Below are 16,081 nucleotides of genomic sequence, written 5' to 3' on the forward strand. Positions count from 1 at the left end.
ATGCGCGCCCCGGAAATCGCGATTTGCCTCATAAATTTCTGAAAATCACACTTAAACTTGCGCAGGAACAGGCGTAAACGCAATCAAATACCACCCGATTTGATTTAAACCATCCTTCGGGAGATGGGCGGCGAAAGCCGCGATAAAAGAAGCATTGGAGGAGCCATGAGCAACGGCGACACGTTAACCTTCGCCATCGAGAAAAATCCGAATCCTGCAACGGCCAGCGAGCGCGAAGCGCTGCTGCAAAATCCGGGTTTCGGTCGCATCTTCACCGATCATATGGCGACGATCCACTATTCGCAGGACCGCGGCTGGCACAGCGCCAAGATCGAGGCGCGCAAGGCGCTGCCTCTCGATCCGGCGACCGTAGTTCTCCATTATGCGCAGGAAATCTTCGAAGGCATGAAGGCCTACCACCTGCCGGATGGCGGGGCGGCCCTCTTCCGTCCGAGCGCCAACGCACGGCGGTTCCAGAATTCGGCCGAGCGGCTGGCGATGCCGCGCCTGCCGGAAGAGCTCTTTGTCGAGTCCGTTCGCGAGCTGGTCAAGATCGAGCGTGAATGGATCCCAACCGCGGAAGGTTCGTCGCTCTATCTCCGGCCGTTCCTGATCGGTACGGAAGTTGCGCTCGGCACGAAGCCGTCGGCCGATTACCTCTATTGCGTCGTTGCTTCCCCCGTCGCCTCCTTTTTCAAGGGCGGCGGATCGGCCGTCACGCTCTGGGTCTCCGAGAATTTCACCCGCGCGGCTCCTGGCGGCACGGGTGCGGCCAAGTGCGGCGGCAATTATGCGGCAAGCCTTGCCGCATTGGCCGAAGGTCAGCGCGAAGGCTGCGATCAGGTGGTTTTCCTCGATGCCGTCGAAAAGCGCTGGATCGAGGAACTTGGCGGCATGAATGTCTTCTTCGTCTTCGACGATGGATCTTTGCAGACGCCGCCGCTGACCGGCACGATCCTGCCGGGCATCACGCGCGATTCGCTGATCAAGCTTGGGCGCGACATGGGCCTGACAGTCCGCGAAGAGCCCTATTCGATCGAGCAGTGGCAGGCCGATGCCGAGAGCGGCCGCCTGCGCGAATCCTTCGCTTGCGGCACGGCGGCTGTCGTGACGCCGATCGGCAAGGTGAAGGGCCGCAAACACAGCTTCACCATCGGCGATGGCAATGCCGGCGCGACGACACAGCGCCTGAAGGCAGCGCTGACCGATATTCAGTTCGGCCGGGCGCCGGATAAGAATGAGTGGCTGGACCGCCTGTTCTAGGCGGACCATGAACCGATACCCGGCGGGAAAGGCATATGAGCTCTCCCGCCGGCTCTGACACAAGAGATCGGATAGTCACCCGAACCATCGGAGTTGTTGTGATGACCAAGGTCAGCGAACGTCCCGGCGATGAGCTGGGCGAGGAGATCGGTTTTGTCGATGGTTGCAGTCATCGAGGTTCGCACCGCGGCGCTCAAACGAAGCTGATGGAAGTGCGGGTTTCCACAAGGTTTCGCTTGGGAAGCTGCGGCGCGGCACCTATGCTGCATGGATACCTGAACGGACATTCCTGAAAGGAAGCCGGACGTGTCTGCCCCTACTGACGGCAATCTCTTTCGCCAACTCGATTTGAAGCACCCGTTGATCGTCGCGCCGATGGCCGGCGGTCCGTCGTCGGTGGAGCTCGTTGCGGCTGCTTCGGCGGCAGGAGCGCTCGGCGCCATGGGAGCGGCCTATTCCAATGCCGCTGCTATCGAGGCTTTCGCGGATCAGGTGCGCCAGCGAACCGAACGGCCGTTTTCGATCAATCTCTTCATTCCGCATTCGATTCCTGAGGTTGCGGCCGATCGGTTTGAGCACGCGGTGGCAGCGACCGCTCAGTATCGACAGGAACTGGAACTGCCTTCACCGCAGCTCGAGGCTCCCTATGAGGAGGATTTCGACGCGCAATTCGACGCCGTGTTGCGCGTCAAGCCAGCATGCTTCAGCTTCGTCTTCGGTCTGCTCTCCGCCGATCACGTCCGCGAGGCGAAAAAGGCTGGTATCCCGCTTATCGGCACCGCGACGACGCTCGAGGAGGCGAGGACGCTGGAAGACAGCGGTGTGGATGCAATCGTGCTGCAGGGCTTCGAAGCGGGCGGCCATCGCGGCATTTTCGATGCTGCGGCAGCGGATCCGGAAATCGGGGTGCGCGATCTCCTGGCGCAATGCGTCGGCACCATTCGCGTGCCGCTGATCGCAGCCGGCGGTATCATGACCTCAGGCGATATTCGCTCGGTGCTGCAAGCGGGCGCGCAGGCGGTCCAGATGGGCACGGCCTTCCTTGCCTGCGCGGAGGCCGGAACTTCGACCCCCTATCGCGGCAAGCTTCTCGAAACCTCCGAACGCAGGACGCGGACGACACGCGCTTTTTCGGGCCGATTTGCACGCGGCATCGAAAATCGTTTCATGGATGAGATGGATGGCGAGCCGGACGCCATTCTCTCTTTTCCGGCGCAAAACAAATTCACGCGGGATATGCGCGGCGCATCGACGGCGAAGGGCTCACCGGATTTCCTGTCCCTCTGGTCGGGAACCGGCAGGGGTGAACTCTGGCAAGGCAGTGCTGCTGCGCTGATCAAGCGTCTCTTCGAAGATTGAGGCGGTACCAGGTTCCAGATCTTCCGTTTTTCTTCAAATTGCGAAAACGCATCTATCGATGCACTCGGCCACTTGGATTTCGCCGAAGAATCTGGTTGAATTAAAACTTAAAATTGCTTTAGCTTCTCATTGAATTACTACTGAGGGGTAACATGAGATTCGATATTGATGGGCGCATCGATAATTTGCGTGTGCCTTCTAACCGAACTGGACTTTCATATTCGATTTATGAAGCTGTCAGTAACGCCGTTCATGCGATTGAGGAACGCTTCGGGGTGGCGGAATTCGCCAAGCGTGGGGTAATCACGGTTAGTATAGATTTCGACAAGGAGAAGAATCTCAGGCACATTGCGGTTTCGGACAATGGCGTTGGATTGAATCAGAAGCATCTGGCATCTTTCGAGACCTGCGATACGCGCGAAAAACGGGCCATTGGAGGGCGCGGCGTTGGTCGACTGATCTGGGCGAAGGTGTTCCAAGATATTCAAGTCCGTAGTACTTATGAGGTTGGTCTTGACAAGTGCGAAGAGGTTCGTTTTCGCTTTGACCCAAGACTTAATGAATCACTGGTGGGCATCGAGCACCATCCGGGCAAAGTTGAAGACGTGGGTACTAGCATTGTGCTGGGAGCGATAAGGCCGGATCAGAATGCGGCCATTGGGAAAGGCTCCCTGACTCGCCAACTCTGCCATCATTTCTTTCCAATGTTTATCGCGGGTGGCATGCCGAGATTGGTTGCTCAGATCGGGTCGTCACAACGTGACATAGGTGCTTATCTGGCCGAGCGCGTCGCGAAACAGGCCGACCAAAAGGTCGCGCTCGAATTTAATGCAATCGGCGAGCTGGAAATAACGCACGTTTATGCGGAGAAAAACATCTCGCAGGGGTTCTCGAACGCTATCCTCTTGGCTGCCCAAGGGCGAGTAGTTGATACCATTGAAATTGATCAAAAATTTGCATTGAGCGGACTGGAAAACGGCAAAGCTTACGTGTGCGTTGTGCGTGGAAAATTTCTAGATGATAACGTCGACCAGGAGCGGACTTCCTTCAAAGCGTCGCAGGCGGAGTTAGATGCAATACATGGAGCAGCACTCGAAGCGGCAGAGGCATTCTTGGAACCTCACATTAAAACACTGCGGAAAGGCCAAAAAAGATTTGTTGTCGATCTTCTCCAAGAACACCCACAATTAGCTGTCTCAGTTGACGATATCGACGGATATGTTGAAAAATTGACGCCGGGAATGTCCGATGAGGATATCGGGAAGAGCCTTTTCACTGTACTTTATCGACACGAAAAGAAGGTCAAGGCTGATATCATCTCAATAGCGGCCGACGATACGGCAGGGGAAACCCGGCAAGATCAAATTGATAAGCTCGTCCAAAAGGTAAGCGATGACGCAAAGCGGCGGCTTGCTGAATACACAATAAAGCGGCACCAGATTATTCAACTTGCCAGATCGCTTCTTCGATACTCGGATGAGGAAAAGAAATCCTACCACTGGGAGAAGACGCTCCACGAGATCATCTGTCCCATGGGAAAAATGCTGAGCACCAAGGACTATGATGACCATAACCTTTGGCTCGTTGATGATTTACTTTCGTATTATAGCTTCTTCGCCTCGGACAAAGCAATGTCGGCATTCGGAGTGGACGGCGAGCGCAAAGAGCCCGATCTCATTTTCCTAAACCCGTATGGGTTTAGGCGCGACGGAACAAACGATCCTGTTGTGGTGGTCGAATTTAAGCGACCCGGTGACGAGCAACCATCAAGCGATCCGGTAGACCAAGTCCTTGAGTATGTCGAAAAGCTGCGGAGTAAAACCGTCAGGGATCAACAGGGAGAGGTTGTTTCGGAAATTGGCGAAGACACTCCGTTCGAATGCATTATCTTATGCGATCTGACCGAAGGCGCGAGAAAGCGCTTCAAGCGAAGTCTCGCCCAGAACCCAACGCCTGACGGCTTAGGCTATTATGGTTTCTCACCCACTCACCGTGCCTCGTTGAGAGTGTTAAGTTACAAAAAAGTATTCAGAGATGCCGAATTACGAAATCAGAGCTTTTTTCAAAAGCTTGGTCTTTTACCTGAAGAGGTTCGGAAAGCTCTGAGTGAAACAACGGCCGTAACGGCGACACAAGCGGCGGAATGAAGGCGATCTTGCGCTTTCATTCCGCCTACTAAACCTTATTCCATGCCGAGCGCGGCCATATAGGTCTGCAGGATGGATTCCTCTTCCAGACGTTCATTCGCGTCCTTCTTACGAAGGCGGATGATCGTGCGGATCGCCTTGGTGTCGTAACCGCGGCCTTTGGCTTCGCCCATCACGTCCTTGATGTCGCTGCCGATCGCGGCTTTTTCTTCTTCCAGGCGCTCAATCCGCTCGATGAATTGACGCAGTTCCGCCGCGGCCACGTTCTCGACGCTGTTCTCTTCCATGCACTTCTCCTAAAGGGTCTCAAAGGATCACCTGCGGCCGGTCGCAACTAGGATCGGTGGATCACCGATACGGTACATCGCTTCAGGGCCTGCGCGGTATTTCGAATTCGATCGGGCAGTTGACGTGCCGCGAATGGCGCGCAAGGTCAAGCCGGATTGGTGAAGGGAGGGTTAATCTTTTGGCTTGTTCTGCTCGAAAGCGGCTTTTTGCACAGGCGAGGCTTCTTTCTGGTGCAGGTTTTTCCAATCCTCATAGGGCATGCCGTAGATCATCTCGCGCGACTCGTCCTTGCTGACCGGCAGGCCTGCCTCTTCGGCCGCTTCACGATACCAGTTGGAGAGGCAGTTGCGGCAGAAGCCGGCAAGGTTCATCAGGTCGATGTTTTGAACATCGCCGCGTTCGCGCAGGTGCGCCACGAGACGGCGGAAGGCGGCGGCCTCGAGCTCGGTCTCTTGTTCCTTGGTGAGCGTGGTCATCTCTATTCTCCTCGGTTCGCTCGCGGCGTCATGCCTCGTAAGGACCGGTGCGCGAAGCATAGCGTTTATAGTCGTGCAGGGCCGGATCGGCATTGATCTCGGCAAAAATCGGCGTTAGCCGGTCGGCCCATTCGGCAATGCCGGCTTCATCGCTTATCAGATCCTGCCGGACCTCCAGCAGCGCGTGTGGAATGCCTTTCATCATGCAATGGCGGAACATGGTGTCGTTGCGCAGGGCGCCGTCATACGGCTCATTGTCACCAATGACGAGATTGGTATCGGCACCGAGCTTTGCAAGCAGCGGTGCGACAGCGCGATCGTCGCTATCCCAGAGCACGCTTGCGTGCCAGGGCCGAGGAACGCCCTTCCATGCCGGCGTGAAGGAGTGCAGGGAGAATATCAGGGGTGCCTTGCCCGTCGCCTCGGCCACTGCGGAAATCGTCTCGTCGACGGCTTGATGATAGGGCCGATGGAAGGCCTCGATGCGGTAGTTCCACTCTTCATTCGTGATCGGGTGATTGCCTGGGATGATTGCCCCGTCCGAGATCTTCATGATCAGGGTCGGGTCGTCCTCGCCGCGGTTCGGATCGATCAGCAGGCGGGAAAAACCGCCCAGTACGCCGGGCACGCCCAACCTCGCGCAGAGACGGCGGCACAGGCTTTCGATGCCGATATCATAGGCAATATGGCGGGAGAAGGCGGCTTCCGGCAGGCCGAGGCTGCCATAGCGCTCGGGCAGATGCCGCATGGCGTGATCGCCGAGAATGACCATGCCTTTGTCACGATTGCCGGATATGATTTCGAATGGTCTGAAGTCGGTCATGCGGATTGTCGGTTATCGAAATTTTCAACTCTTTGTTTGATTGCATGTGCGGATGGAAGGTGCAAGGTTTGCAGCTTCGATCGGATGAGGAGCGGCGCGGGGCGCCGTCACCATACCGCGAAGAAAATATAATCGATTAGAGTTGCGTTGACATTCATGGGATGGCAGCGCAAGAAGACGAACAACGAATAACCGGGAGCCAATTGGAAGCCGTGTCCAGCCAAGTCGCGCCACGTTTCGTTAAGCGGTCAGGTCCGCTCGCCCGAATCGCCTTCCTCATTCTCGCCGCGGCAGCGCCGTTCTTCTTCATGCCAAGTGCGGCTCATGCCGATTTCCGCGTTTGCAACGGTACGCAGAATCTCGTTGGTGTCGCGATCGGCTATCGTGCGAAGGACGGCTGGGTGACGGAGGGATGGTGGCAGGTTCCGGCGACCACCTGCGCGACGCTGATCGAGGGGCCGCTTCAATCCCGCTATTATTATCTCTACGCAGAAGATGCGGCTCGCGGCGGCCGCTGGACGGGCGACGTCGAAATGTGCGTGGCGGAAAATGAATTCAAAATCCCAGGTGTGAAGGATTGCTACGCTCGTGGCTACCAAAAGATGGGATTCAAGGAATACGACACGGGGCGTCAGGCAAGCTGGATGGTTCAGCTCTCCGATACCTCGGGCAGCCAGGAAAGCCAGAATTGATGAGACGAAACCGCAAAGTCAAAATCCTCGCAACGCTCGGTCCGGCATCCTCTTCGGAGGAAATGATTCAGAAGCTCCATGAGGCCGGGGCCGATCTGTTCCGTATCAACATGAGCCATGCCAGCCATGATGTGATGCGCATGCTGATCCAGCGTATCCGTGCCGTCGAAGCCCGCTGTGGCCGTCCGATCGGCATTCTCGCCGACTTGCAGGGTCCCAAGCTGCGCGTCGGCAAGTTTGCGGAAGGCAAGGTCGATCTCAAGCCCGGCCAGACGTTTACGCTCGACAATCAGGATACGCCCGGCGACAACACGCGCGTGTTCCTGCCACATCCGGAAATCCTGGAATCGGTTCAGCCCGGCCACCGCCTGCTGATCGACGATGGCAAGCTGGCGCTGCGGGCCGACAAGTGCGATGGCAAGAGCATCGTCACCACAGTCATCTCGGGCACGAAGATTTCGGACCGCAAGGGCGTCAGCCTGCCCGACACGCTCCTTGGCGTCGGCGCGCTGACCGACAAGGACCGCACCGATCTCGATGCCGTTCTCGCCACCAACGAAGTCGACTGGGTGGCGCTCTCCTTCATCCAGCGTCCGGAAGACCTGACGGAAGTCCGCAAGATCTCCCACGGCCGCGTCGGCCTGATGTCCAAGATCGAAAAGCCGCAGGCCGTCGAGCGCATCGAGGAAATCATCGAGCTTTCGGACGCACTGATGGTGGCGCGTGGCGACCTCGGCGTGGAAATGCCGCTGGAAGCCGTTCCCGGCATTCAGAAGCAGCTGATCCGCGCCTGCCGTCGTTCCGGCAAGCCGGTGGTCGTCGCCACGCAGATGCTGGAATCGATGATCTCCGCACCGGTCCCGACGCGCGCCGAAGTGTCCGACGTGGCAACCGCCGTCTTCGAAGGCGCCGATGCCGTCATGCTCTCGGCAGAATCCGCCTCTGGCGACTATCCGATCGAAGCCGTTTCCATGATGGCCTCGATCGCCGGCACGATCGAGCGCGAGCCGCATTATCCGGGCATCATCTATGCCCAGCGTGCGCTTCCGGAAGCGACCGGTGCCGATGCGATTTCGCTCGCTGCACGCCAGATCGCCGAAACGCTGAAGCTCGCGGCCATCGTCTGCTACACTTCGTCGGGTACGACCGGCCTGCGCACCTCGCGCGAGCGTCCGCAGGTTCCGATCCTGGCATTGTCGCCGATCATTCAGACGGCGCGTCGCCTTTCCGTCGTCTGGGGCATGCACTGTGTGGTCACGCATGATGCGACCGACCTTGACGACATGGTCAACAATGCCTGCCGCATCGTTGCCGAGGAAGGCTTCGGCAAGCCGGGCGACCGCATCATCATTTCGGCAGGCGTGCCGCTCGGTACGCCGGGCGCCACCAATATGCTGCGCATTGCCTATATCGGTTCGGATGGCCAGTCCGGCGTGTGATTGCCGACATCCAGTTACGGCAGCACCCTGAAACATCCGAAGCCCGCTGTCGAAAGACGGCGGGTTTTTTCTTGTAGCCGAAGCGCCTGCGATCACCCCCGAGCAGGCGGATTGAGAAGGAGATATGCCAATGAAAGTCGGATTTATCGGATTGGGTCAGATGGGCAGCGCCATGGCCATCAATCTCGTCAAGGCCGGGCATGAGGTGACGGTCTACAACCGTTCGCGGGGCAAGGCCGAAGCTTTGGCCGGCGAAGGTGCTAAGGTTGCCGCGAGCGTGGCGGACGCCTGCGGCGGCGAGGCCGTCTTCACCATGCTTGCCCATGACGATGCGCTGTCGGCCGTCGTTCACGGCGATGGCGGCGTTCTCAAGAGCCTCGGCAAGGGTGCTGTCCATATCTCCGCAAGCACGATCAGCGTAGCGATGTCCGAAAGGCTCACCAAAGAGCACGCCGCGGCGGGCCAGCGCTTCGTGGCAGCACCCGTCTTCGGTCGACCGGAAGCCGCCGCTGCGGCAAAGCTCTTCATTGCTGCAGCCGGTGCGCCAGATGCGATCCAGTCGGTCACGCCGCTCTTCGACGCGATCGGTCAGCGGACTTTCGTACTTGGCGAGGAACCGAAGGCCGCCAACCTCGTCAAGCTCAGCGGCAATTTCCTCATCGCCGCCGTCATCGAGTCGCTGGGCGAGGCCATGGCGCTGGTCGAGAAGGGTGGCGTCGACCGGCACGCCTATCTCGATTTGCTGACATCGACACTCTTCAATGCGCCTGTCTACAAGACCTATGGCGGGCTGATCGCGGACCGCAAGTTCCAACCAGCCGGTTTCACCGCACCGCTCGGCCAGAAGGATATCAGGCTGGCGCTTGCTGCCGGCGAGGCGCTCAATGTGCCGCTGCCATTGGCGAGCCTGCTGCGCGACCGGTTCCTGACTTTGCTTGCCCATGGTGGTGAGGAGCTGGACTGGTCGGCAATCGGGGCGCTGGCTGCGAAGGATGCGGGATTGGTGGGGTAAATCAGGGGCTCATTCATCGCCGATCGAGTGTGTGGAGAGTGTGCGCCCCCCTCTGTCCCTATCGGGACATCTCCTCCACAAGGGGGGAGATCGTTGGGAGTTTGCCGCCCGTTCCTTTCAAACCGGTGAACTGCGGTTTCTGCGCATCCAATGCTTGTTTGGGGGGGCACCGGTGCCACGAGTTACCAATCTCCCCCCTTGTGGGGGAGATGTCGTGACAGCGACAGAGGGGGGTATCAGCGGTTCGGCATATTCGAAGCTTATGTCAACTAAGCAGGCACTTGCTAACCGCCACCCCACATGCAACCTTCCTCTCTTCTAGAGGAGGGACATCATGCATCTGACTACGCTGCTTGCCTTCGCCGCCGTTTCCTTCATCGGTATTGCGACGCCGGGGCCGACTGTGCTTCTGGCGCTGACCAACGGCTCCCGTTTCGGCGTCAGGCGCGCCTTGCCGGGCATGATCGGCGCGGTCCTGTCCGATGCCGTTCTCATCAGCGCCGTCGCCATCGGGCTCGGTGCATTGCTTGCGGCTTCCGAATTCTGGTTCTCTGCCCTGAAATGGGTGGGTGCCGCCTATCTCGCCTTTCTCGGCATCATGATGTTACGGTCCAAGGGGAGCATCGACGGCGCGTTGCAGGCGAGCGCGAGCCAGCCGAAGGGAACAGCCTTTGCCATCGGCCTGAAGAGCTTCATGGTCGCCGTGACCAACCCCAAGGGCTATCTCTTCTTCTCGGCCTTCCTGCCGCAGTTCATCGATCCCTCTGTGCCGCAGCTGCAGCAATATGTCGTTCTGGGCGCCGTCTTCGCCGCGCTCGATTTCATGATTATGTTCGGCTACGCGGTCTTCGGCTCGCAGGCCGTGCGTGTGCTGAAGTCGGAAGGGGCAAAATGGCTCGAGCGCGCCTGTGGCGGCGCGTTGCTGGCTCTTGCCGGGTCGCTGGCGCTCTATCGTCGCGCCGTGAACTAAGGCTTAGTGGCGGCTTAGCGCCGCCTCGAAGACATCCGTATCGACATTGCCCCCCGACGTGACAGCGATCACCGTATCGCCGTCGATCTCCTTGCCGTGGAAGAGTGCTGCCGCGAGTGCGACGGCGCCGCCCGGTTCCACGACGATCTTCAAGCGGGTGAAGGCGAGCGCCATAGCCTTTTGCGCTTCCTCATCCGTGACGACGAGGCCGTGGCCGCAGAGGCGTTTCAAGATCGGAAAGGTGATGTTGCCCGGGTGCGGCGTCATGATGGCATCGCAGATCGAGCTTTGCGGGACGGCATTGCGTTCGATTTTGCCTGAGGCCAGCGAGCGGGCCGTGTCATCGAAATTTTCCGGTTCGCATGGGTGAACCTTGAGGCCCGGTGCGCGGGATTCGAGTGCGAGCGCTATACCGGAGGTCAAGCCACCGCCGCCGCAGGGGACGAGCACGCTTGCGGCATCGATGCCTTCTTCGTCCGCCTGTTCGGCAATTTCCAATCCGGTGGTTCCCTGGCCGGCGATCACTTCCGGTTCGTCGAAGGGCTTGATGAGCGTCAGGCCTCGCTCCTTGGAGATGCGTGCGCCGATCTCGTCGCGATCTTCCTTGATGCGATCATAGAGCACGACCTCGGCGCCAAAAGCGCGGGTATTGGCGATCTTCAGCTTCGGCGCGTCCGTCGGCATGATGATGAGCGACGGGATGCCGTGGAGCTTTGCTGCCAGCGCCACGCCCTGCGCGTGGTTGCCAGACGAGAAGGCAATGACGCCTCTGGCACGTACCGCCTGCTCCAGTGCCGAGACCGCCGACCAGCCGCCGCGAAACTTGAAGGAGCCGGAGTGCTGCAGGCACTCGGCCTTCACGAACAGGCGGCGTCCGGCGATTTCATCGAGAAAGGGCGAGGAGAGAAGCGGCGTGCGTCGCGCCCGGCCGCCGAGGCGAGTACGGGCGGCTTCGATCATTGCGATATCGACCATGGAGAGATCACTCTTCTGATTTAGAAAGGCTTTCCATCCATAAAGCGCGCCGCTTCCCTTTGAAACAAGGCGATTGTCTCCGTGACACTTCAGGCAATACCGGGCAGCGAGAGATGCCCGACATTGTAGCTCTGGAGGCCGGTTCGGGCGAGATCCTTCGGCGGCTCGGCCAAGAGGCGGAAGCGCACAAGCGTCCAATGGGTCGGCTCGAAGGCCACGACCGAGGCGAGTGCCGCACCATTCGATATCGCCTGCGCCGCGGTTTCGCTCTCTTCCACCCGAAGTTCGGCAAGCGGCGTGTGAGGGTCGATTGCGATCACCTCGCGCGTGGCGAACTTGGCGCTGCGAATATCCACAGACGTATCGGCGCGCCAGACGATCCATGTGTTGACCTGAGGGCGGCCGAAGCTCTCGGTCAGGGCCGCGAAGCCGGGGCCGCAGACGAAGTCGCTTAAGCCTTCCTCCTGCCGCCAGACGTAGAAAGGTGCGTAGAGATTTTCCCGGCTTCCCGTCACCGCATCGCCCTTTCTCGCCGTGAGATAGGCCTTGAACTTCAGGCCCGGGAGATTGTCGAGCAGCGGGCCTTTGTCGCGGATGCGGCGATCGATGATCGTCATGTCGTAATCCGCGGGCAGCGCGAAATTGTACTGCATGGCGATCATGATCATTCCTCCAGCCAGGTTACGGCGCTGCCATCCTGCGCCGCTTGGATACTGATATAGGAAAAGGTGCTTTCCGCTGCCGCGCCGTGCCGATGGCGCTCGTTGGGCGCGAAGCTGACGCAGTCGCCGGCGTGCAGTTCTTCGGCCGGACCGCCGAAACGCTCTGCAAGCCCGACACCGGACAGAACGTAGAGGATCTGCCCGTGCGGATGGGTGTGCCAGCGTGTCATGACGCCGGGTTCGAGGGCGCAGCACATGGCGGTCAAGCCGCCATTCTCATTATTTTCCACGAGCGACTCCACCCAGAAGGAAGCAGTGGCGATACCCTCGGGAGATGGTCGCATGTTCGTGCCGGCACGGTGAATGGCGGGCGATGGGGCAGATGTGGTCTGAGGCATCGCTCTTAGACCTGTTCGATCATCTGCGCGCGGCCGTCAGAAAAGGACCAGTCCTCGCGCGCGGCCGTCGTGATGGTGATCATGATGTCCTCGGGGCGGATACCGGGCGCGTCGCCAAGAAGTTCGGCGACACGGCGATAGAAGGCCTTCTTGACCTCGGTGCTGCGCGGCTTGCCGATCGTGACATCGAAGAAGATGTAGTTGTCCGAGCGCGGAGTGCTGGCGAAATAGGTCCGATCAAAGACGAGCTCGTGCGGTTCCAGCTGATGAATGGCCTGGAAGCGATCGGTCGGCGGCACATCGAAGGCTTCGACCATGGCGCGGTGGAAATTATCGGACAGCGCCTTCAGATATTCGGGCGACTTGCCGCGCAGCAGGGTGATGCGGGTGAATGGCATGGGATGCTCCTGTTTCCGTGTCACTTGACGAGCACAGAATGCCAGCAGATAATCATCCTGAAAATCAGATAAATCTGGATTTATAGTCCCAAAAATATGGATGATTATCCATGCGGAAGATTATCTTCGATCTCGATGTATTGCGCAGCTTCGTCACCGGCATGGATCTCGGCAGCTATGCCAAGGCGGCTGACAGGCTCGGGCGTTCGACGTCCGCGATCAGCGCCCAGCTCAAGAAGCTGGAAGAGCAGGCGGGTACGCCGATCTTCCGGAAGGCAGGGCGGGGGCTGGCGCTGACGGAGGCCGGCGAGACCATGCTCGGTTATGCGCGACGGCTGCTGGACCTGAACGACGAGGCGGCCACGGCGCTGCATGGGACTGAGTTGGAGGGTTGGGTTCGTCTCGGCTTGCAGGAGGATTTTGGAGAGACGCTGCTGCCGGAAGTGTTGGGCCGTTTCGCACGGATGCATCCGAAGGTGCGTATCGAGGCGCGCGTCGTGCGTAATGTGGAACTGATCGAGCGGGTGACGTCTGGCAAGCTCGATCTGGCACTCGCCTGGAGCGACGGTTTCCGCACCACTTATACGGACCGCATCGCCGAAGTGCCGCTCTGCTGGGTCGGCCCGGCGAATGGCGCGGTGCATTGGCATGCCGATGGCGGAGAGGTCATGCCTCTAGCTTCGCTTGAGGCGCCATGTCTGCTGCGGACTATCGCTACCAAGACGCTCGATCGCGCCGGCATCGGCTGGCGGGTATCCTTCGTCAGCCCGAGCCTCGGCGGCCTTTGGGCCGCAACGGCGGCGGGTCTCGGCCTGGCACTGCGCACCCCGCTTGGCTTGCCAAGCAAAGTACGGCAACTGACGCCGGGTGAAGCCGGTCTACCGGCCCTGCCGAAGCTCGATCTCGTCTTGCATCGCGCCGAGGCGGAGGCGAGCCCGGCGACGGAACGGCTGGCATCGATCATGCTGCAGGCCGTGCGGCAGACGGTCGACATCGTGCCCCAGAGCCGGATATTCGAGGATGCGCCGGCTCACGATGTCGTCACGGCCTGAGATCCGGCGCTGGATTTGGAAGGTTCTTTCGACAGGTTGGCTATCCGGATTTCGGCCTCGGCTGCCAGTATCTCCAGGTCGCGCGGCTGGCCTGCCAGATGTTCGATAGCTGCGATCGCAACATCCGTCGTCACATAATCGGGCTTGTGGCCGAGATTGCGGATGGTGATGAGCTCGGCACCGGCGATATCCCGCGCAAGCCCGCGCGAATGCAATTCCTCGAGCACGATATCGTCGCTATCACCTGTAATGATGATGGTGGGCGCCTTGATCTCGCGGTAGCGCGGCGCATGGGTAGAGACATAGGCAAAGAGATTGACGACGTCGATTGCATTGTTGCGGAAGGTCCGTGGCCGCAGCACGAGTTCCGGCGCTGTCTTCATGATATAGTCTGTCGGGCGCGTGTTCGGATGGAAGATGCTGAGCGTACCGGTATCGACCCGGCGCAGACCGATCGGAATGACAAAGAGCTGGGTGAAGAGCCAGCCCAGGACCGGCATGGCGGCGAGCGTATAATACCAATCGACGCCGCCGGGCCAGGGGTGAGTCGCCGGGGCGAGGAAGAGCAGGCCCTTGGTCTTTTCCGGATGGCGCATGCCGAAGGCGGCGGCGATGGCACCGCCGAAGGAGTGACCGATGATGATGGCGCTCTTGATGCCGCGCTTATCCATCAGCCTTGCGATAGCATCGGCCTGGCCGGAGGGAAGGGCATTTTCGGCAGTCCCGCGTTCGGAATAGCCGTGGCCGGGCCGATCGACGAACAGCATCTCCGCCCGGCCGCTTAAAGGTGCTGCAAAGGCTTCGAACTGATCGCGCAGATTGCCGCTGGCGCCATGGATGAAGACGAGAGCCGGCAGGTCCGCCGTCGCCGGGCGCGGCAGATGCACGGCGTTGAGGCGATAGCCACCGATATCGGTGAGCTCGCCGATATTGGGATAGGTCTGCTCGATGGCGCGCGTCTTGTAGGCGGAGAAGCCCGCGGCAACGGCAAGAAGCAAGACAATGGCGGCGAGAAGAGAATCGAACATTGCGGCACGGATCAAATATCGTAAGACACTAATCTAGCGCATTCCTGCGGCCTTTCATCCCTTCCGACTTGGTTTCGACGACGGCCAATGTGATTTCAATGAAGGGAAGAGCGTTTGCGGCCATCCCATCAGGTGCGGCTGCCGGCAACCTTTTCCGAGAGCTTGCCGGCTTCTTCCTGAGCTGACCGATTCGCCGGATATACTTCCAGAAAGCGCTCCCATGCCTTGAGGGCGAGCGCATCGTTGCCGCGTTCGGTCAGGATCGCCGCCATTCCGGCCAGCGCGCCGAAATGGCGCGGCTCTATCCGGAGGACCTGATTGATGTCTTCCATCGACTTGCGATAGTCGCCGATCGCGAAATTCAGAGTCGCGCGACGATTCCAGCCTTCGACATAGTCTGGCTTCAGCGAGATCACCTGATCGAGATAGTCCATGGCGGCGGCGTTGCGCTTGTCCTGGATGGCCTTGCCGGCCCATTGCATCAGGAGATTGATGGTGGCGCTGCCGGAATCGCTGAGTTCGGCATTGATCTGATCTGCGATCAGGCTGGCCTGATCGGGATCGCGCTGACGCTTCAGAGCCGTGAAGAGATTGTCGAGCTGCTGCTTCGGCGACAGGCTGCCGGAGGGATCACCGGGACCCTTTTTCTCCATTATGCTCGGTTCGTCCGCCAACGCCGCATGAGGGGCGGAGGCTGTCAGAGCAAGCAGAATCGGCAGGGCTAGATATGGCAAAGCAAAAACGCGCATGGCGGGCATAGTAGCCCGCCAATGTCGAAGATCAAAACCAAATTTGATGCGATCAACTAAAACTGAGCGTCGGATCCATAGGATCCGAGCCGCGCTATGTCAGCCTTGACGAGCCTTGTAGCGCGGGTTCAGCTTGTTGATGATGTAGATGCGGCCCTTGCGGCGGACCAGACGGTTGTCACGGTGGCGCGCCTTGAGCGACTTGAGCGAATTCTTGATCTTCATTTTTCTGATCCGCGATGTTCGAGGGGGAATGTCACATTCGCCCGTATCTTTAACAATCAAAAGCGCGCTCGGGGCGCGCTCTTTAGGGTGGGGAGCAAATACCCTGTCATACCGGGCCTGTCAAC

The 16,081-nt window shown here is 59.5% G+C and carries 19 protein-coding genes; 9 read left to right on the top strand and 10 right to left on the bottom strand.

Going from position 1 to position 16,081, the window contains the following annotated elements; translation table 11 throughout:
- Window positions 1-165 precede the first annotated feature (165 nt).
- From FP026_RS09330 to FP026_RS09345, 4 genes are all read left to right on the top strand, one after another.
- Window positions 166-1,263 carry a branched-chain amino acid aminotransferase gene (locus FP026_RS09330; protein ID WP_149634351.1) on the top strand — a complete coding sequence of 366 codons (1,098 nt, stop codon included), beginning with the start codon at window positions 166-168 and terminating at the stop codon, window positions 1,261-1,263.
- Between the two features lie 101 nt (window positions 1,264-1,364).
- The gene (locus FP026_RS09335) at window positions 1,365-1,556 is read left to right on the top strand and encodes a hypothetical protein (RefSeq protein ID WP_149634352.1); all 192 of its coding nucleotides are present in this window, start codon (window positions 1,365-1,367) and stop codon (window positions 1,554-1,556) included.
- Window positions 1,557-1,569: 13 nt separating this feature from the next.
- Window positions 1,570-2,622, top strand: coding sequence for an NAD(P)H-dependent flavin oxidoreductase (locus FP026_RS09340; RefSeq protein ID WP_149634353.1), 1,053 nt, complete (start codon window positions 1,570-1,572; stop codon window positions 2,620-2,622).
- A 152-nt stretch (window positions 2,623-2,774) separates the two neighbouring features.
- Entirely contained in the window at window positions 2,775-4,769 is a 1,995-nt protein-coding gene (locus tag FP026_RS09345) for an ATP-binding protein (RefSeq protein WP_149634354.1), read from the top strand.
- Window positions 4,770-4,804: 35 nt separating this feature from the next.
- On the opposite strand, the gene FP026_RS09350 is transcribed toward FP026_RS09345, so the two are convergent.
- The 3 genes from FP026_RS09350 to FP026_RS09360 all read right to left on the bottom strand — a co-directional run bounded on the left by FP026_RS09350 (window position 4,805) and on the right by FP026_RS09360 (window position 6,356).
- Window positions 4,805-5,056 (bottom strand): DUF2312 domain-containing protein, encoded by a 252-nt coding sequence (locus tag FP026_RS09350; RefSeq protein ID WP_015341059.1) that lies wholly within the window; start codon window positions 5,054-5,056, stop codon window positions 4,805-4,807.
- A 171-nt stretch (window positions 5,057-5,227) separates the two neighbouring features.
- A complete protein-coding gene (locus tag FP026_RS09355) occupies window positions 5,228-5,533 on the bottom strand; it encodes a DUF1244 domain-containing protein (RefSeq protein ID WP_149634355.1) in 306 nt (101 codons plus the stop codon).
- Between the two features lie 28 nt (window positions 5,534-5,561).
- Window positions 5,562-6,356: an N-formylglutamate amidohydrolase gene (locus tag FP026_RS09360; RefSeq protein ID WP_149634356.1), complete on the bottom strand. Its 795-nt coding sequence runs from the start codon at window positions 6,354-6,356 to the stop codon at window positions 5,562-5,564.
- 203 nt (window positions 6,357-6,559) lie between these two features.
- Between FP026_RS09360 and FP026_RS09365 the strand changes: the two genes are divergently transcribed.
- From FP026_RS09365 to FP026_RS09380, 4 genes are all read left to right on the top strand, one after another.
- Window positions 6,560-7,048, top strand: coding sequence for a DUF1036 domain-containing protein (locus tag FP026_RS09365; RefSeq protein ID WP_149634357.1), 489 nt, complete (start codon window positions 6,560-6,562; stop codon window positions 7,046-7,048).
- Window positions 7,048-8,487, top strand: coding sequence for a pyruvate kinase (gene pyk / locus FP026_RS09370; RefSeq protein WP_149634358.1), 1,440 nt, complete (start codon window positions 7,048-7,050; stop codon window positions 8,485-8,487). Before FP026_RS09365 ends, pyk begins: the two co-directional genes overlap by 1 nt.
- A 130-nt stretch (window positions 8,488-8,617) precedes the next feature.
- The gene (locus FP026_RS09375; RefSeq protein ID WP_149634359.1) at window positions 8,618-9,499 is read left to right on the top strand and encodes an NAD(P)-dependent oxidoreductase; all 882 of its coding nucleotides are present in this window, start codon (window positions 8,618-8,620) and stop codon (window positions 9,497-9,499) included.
- 334 nt (window positions 9,500-9,833) lie between these two features.
- Entirely contained in the window at window positions 9,834-10,469 is a 636-nt protein-coding gene (locus FP026_RS09380) for a LysE family translocator (protein WP_149634360.1), read from the top strand.
- A 3-nt stretch (window positions 10,470-10,472) separates the two neighbouring features.
- Here the strand turns inward: FP026_RS09380 and FP026_RS09385 are convergent, their stop codons facing one another.
- The 4 genes from FP026_RS09385 to FP026_RS09400 form a co-directional block, all read right to left on the bottom strand.
- Window positions 10,473-11,444 (bottom strand): threonine ammonia-lyase, encoded by a 972-nt coding sequence (locus tag FP026_RS09385; protein WP_149634361.1) that lies wholly within the window; start codon window positions 11,442-11,444, stop codon window positions 10,473-10,475.
- 89 nt (window positions 11,445-11,533) lie between these two features.
- The gene (locus tag FP026_RS09390; protein ID WP_149634362.1) at window positions 11,534-12,106 is read right to left on the bottom strand and encodes a DUF4865 family protein; all 573 of its coding nucleotides are present in this window, start codon (window positions 12,104-12,106) and stop codon (window positions 11,534-11,536) included.
- 2 nt (window positions 12,107-12,108) lie between these two features.
- Window positions 12,109-12,504, bottom strand: coding sequence for a cupin domain-containing protein (locus FP026_RS09395; protein ID WP_149634363.1), 396 nt, complete (start codon window positions 12,502-12,504; stop codon window positions 12,109-12,111).
- 5 nt (window positions 12,505-12,509) lie between these two features.
- Entirely contained in the window at window positions 12,510-12,902 is a 393-nt protein-coding gene (locus tag FP026_RS09400) for a tautomerase family protein (RefSeq protein WP_149634364.1), read from the bottom strand.
- Between the two features lie 110 nt (window positions 12,903-13,012).
- Between FP026_RS09400 and FP026_RS09405 the strand changes: the two genes are divergently transcribed.
- A complete protein-coding gene (locus tag FP026_RS09405) occupies window positions 13,013-13,954 on the top strand; it encodes a LysR substrate-binding domain-containing protein (protein WP_149634365.1) in 942 nt (313 codons plus the stop codon).
- Here FP026_RS09405 and FP026_RS09410 read toward each other — a convergent pair.
- The 3 genes from FP026_RS09410 to ykgO form a co-directional block, all read right to left on the bottom strand.
- On the bottom strand, window positions 13,933-14,982 hold the full coding sequence (locus tag FP026_RS09410; RefSeq protein WP_149634366.1) for an alpha/beta fold hydrolase: 1,050 nt from the start codon (window positions 14,980-14,982) through the stop codon (window positions 13,933-13,935). The two genes, FP026_RS09405 and FP026_RS09410, sit on opposite strands and share 22 nt — an antisense overlap.
- 128 nt (window positions 14,983-15,110) lie before the next feature.
- Entirely contained in the window at window positions 15,111-15,740 is a 630-nt protein-coding gene (locus FP026_RS09415) for a hypothetical protein (RefSeq protein WP_149634367.1), read from the bottom strand.
- Window positions 15,741-15,830: 90 nt separating this feature from the next.
- Window positions 15,831-15,956 (bottom strand): type B 50S ribosomal protein L36, encoded by a 126-nt coding sequence (ykgO, locus tag FP026_RS09420; RefSeq protein WP_003582204.1) that lies wholly within the window; start codon window positions 15,954-15,956, stop codon window positions 15,831-15,833.
- Window positions 15,957-16,081: the final 125 nt, after the last annotated feature.

The organism is Martinezella tropici (assembly GCF_008370325.1).
In the GTDB taxonomy this organism is placed as follows: Bacteria; Pseudomonadota; Alphaproteobacteria; order Rhizobiales; family Rhizobiaceae; genus Rhizobium; species Rhizobium tropici_B.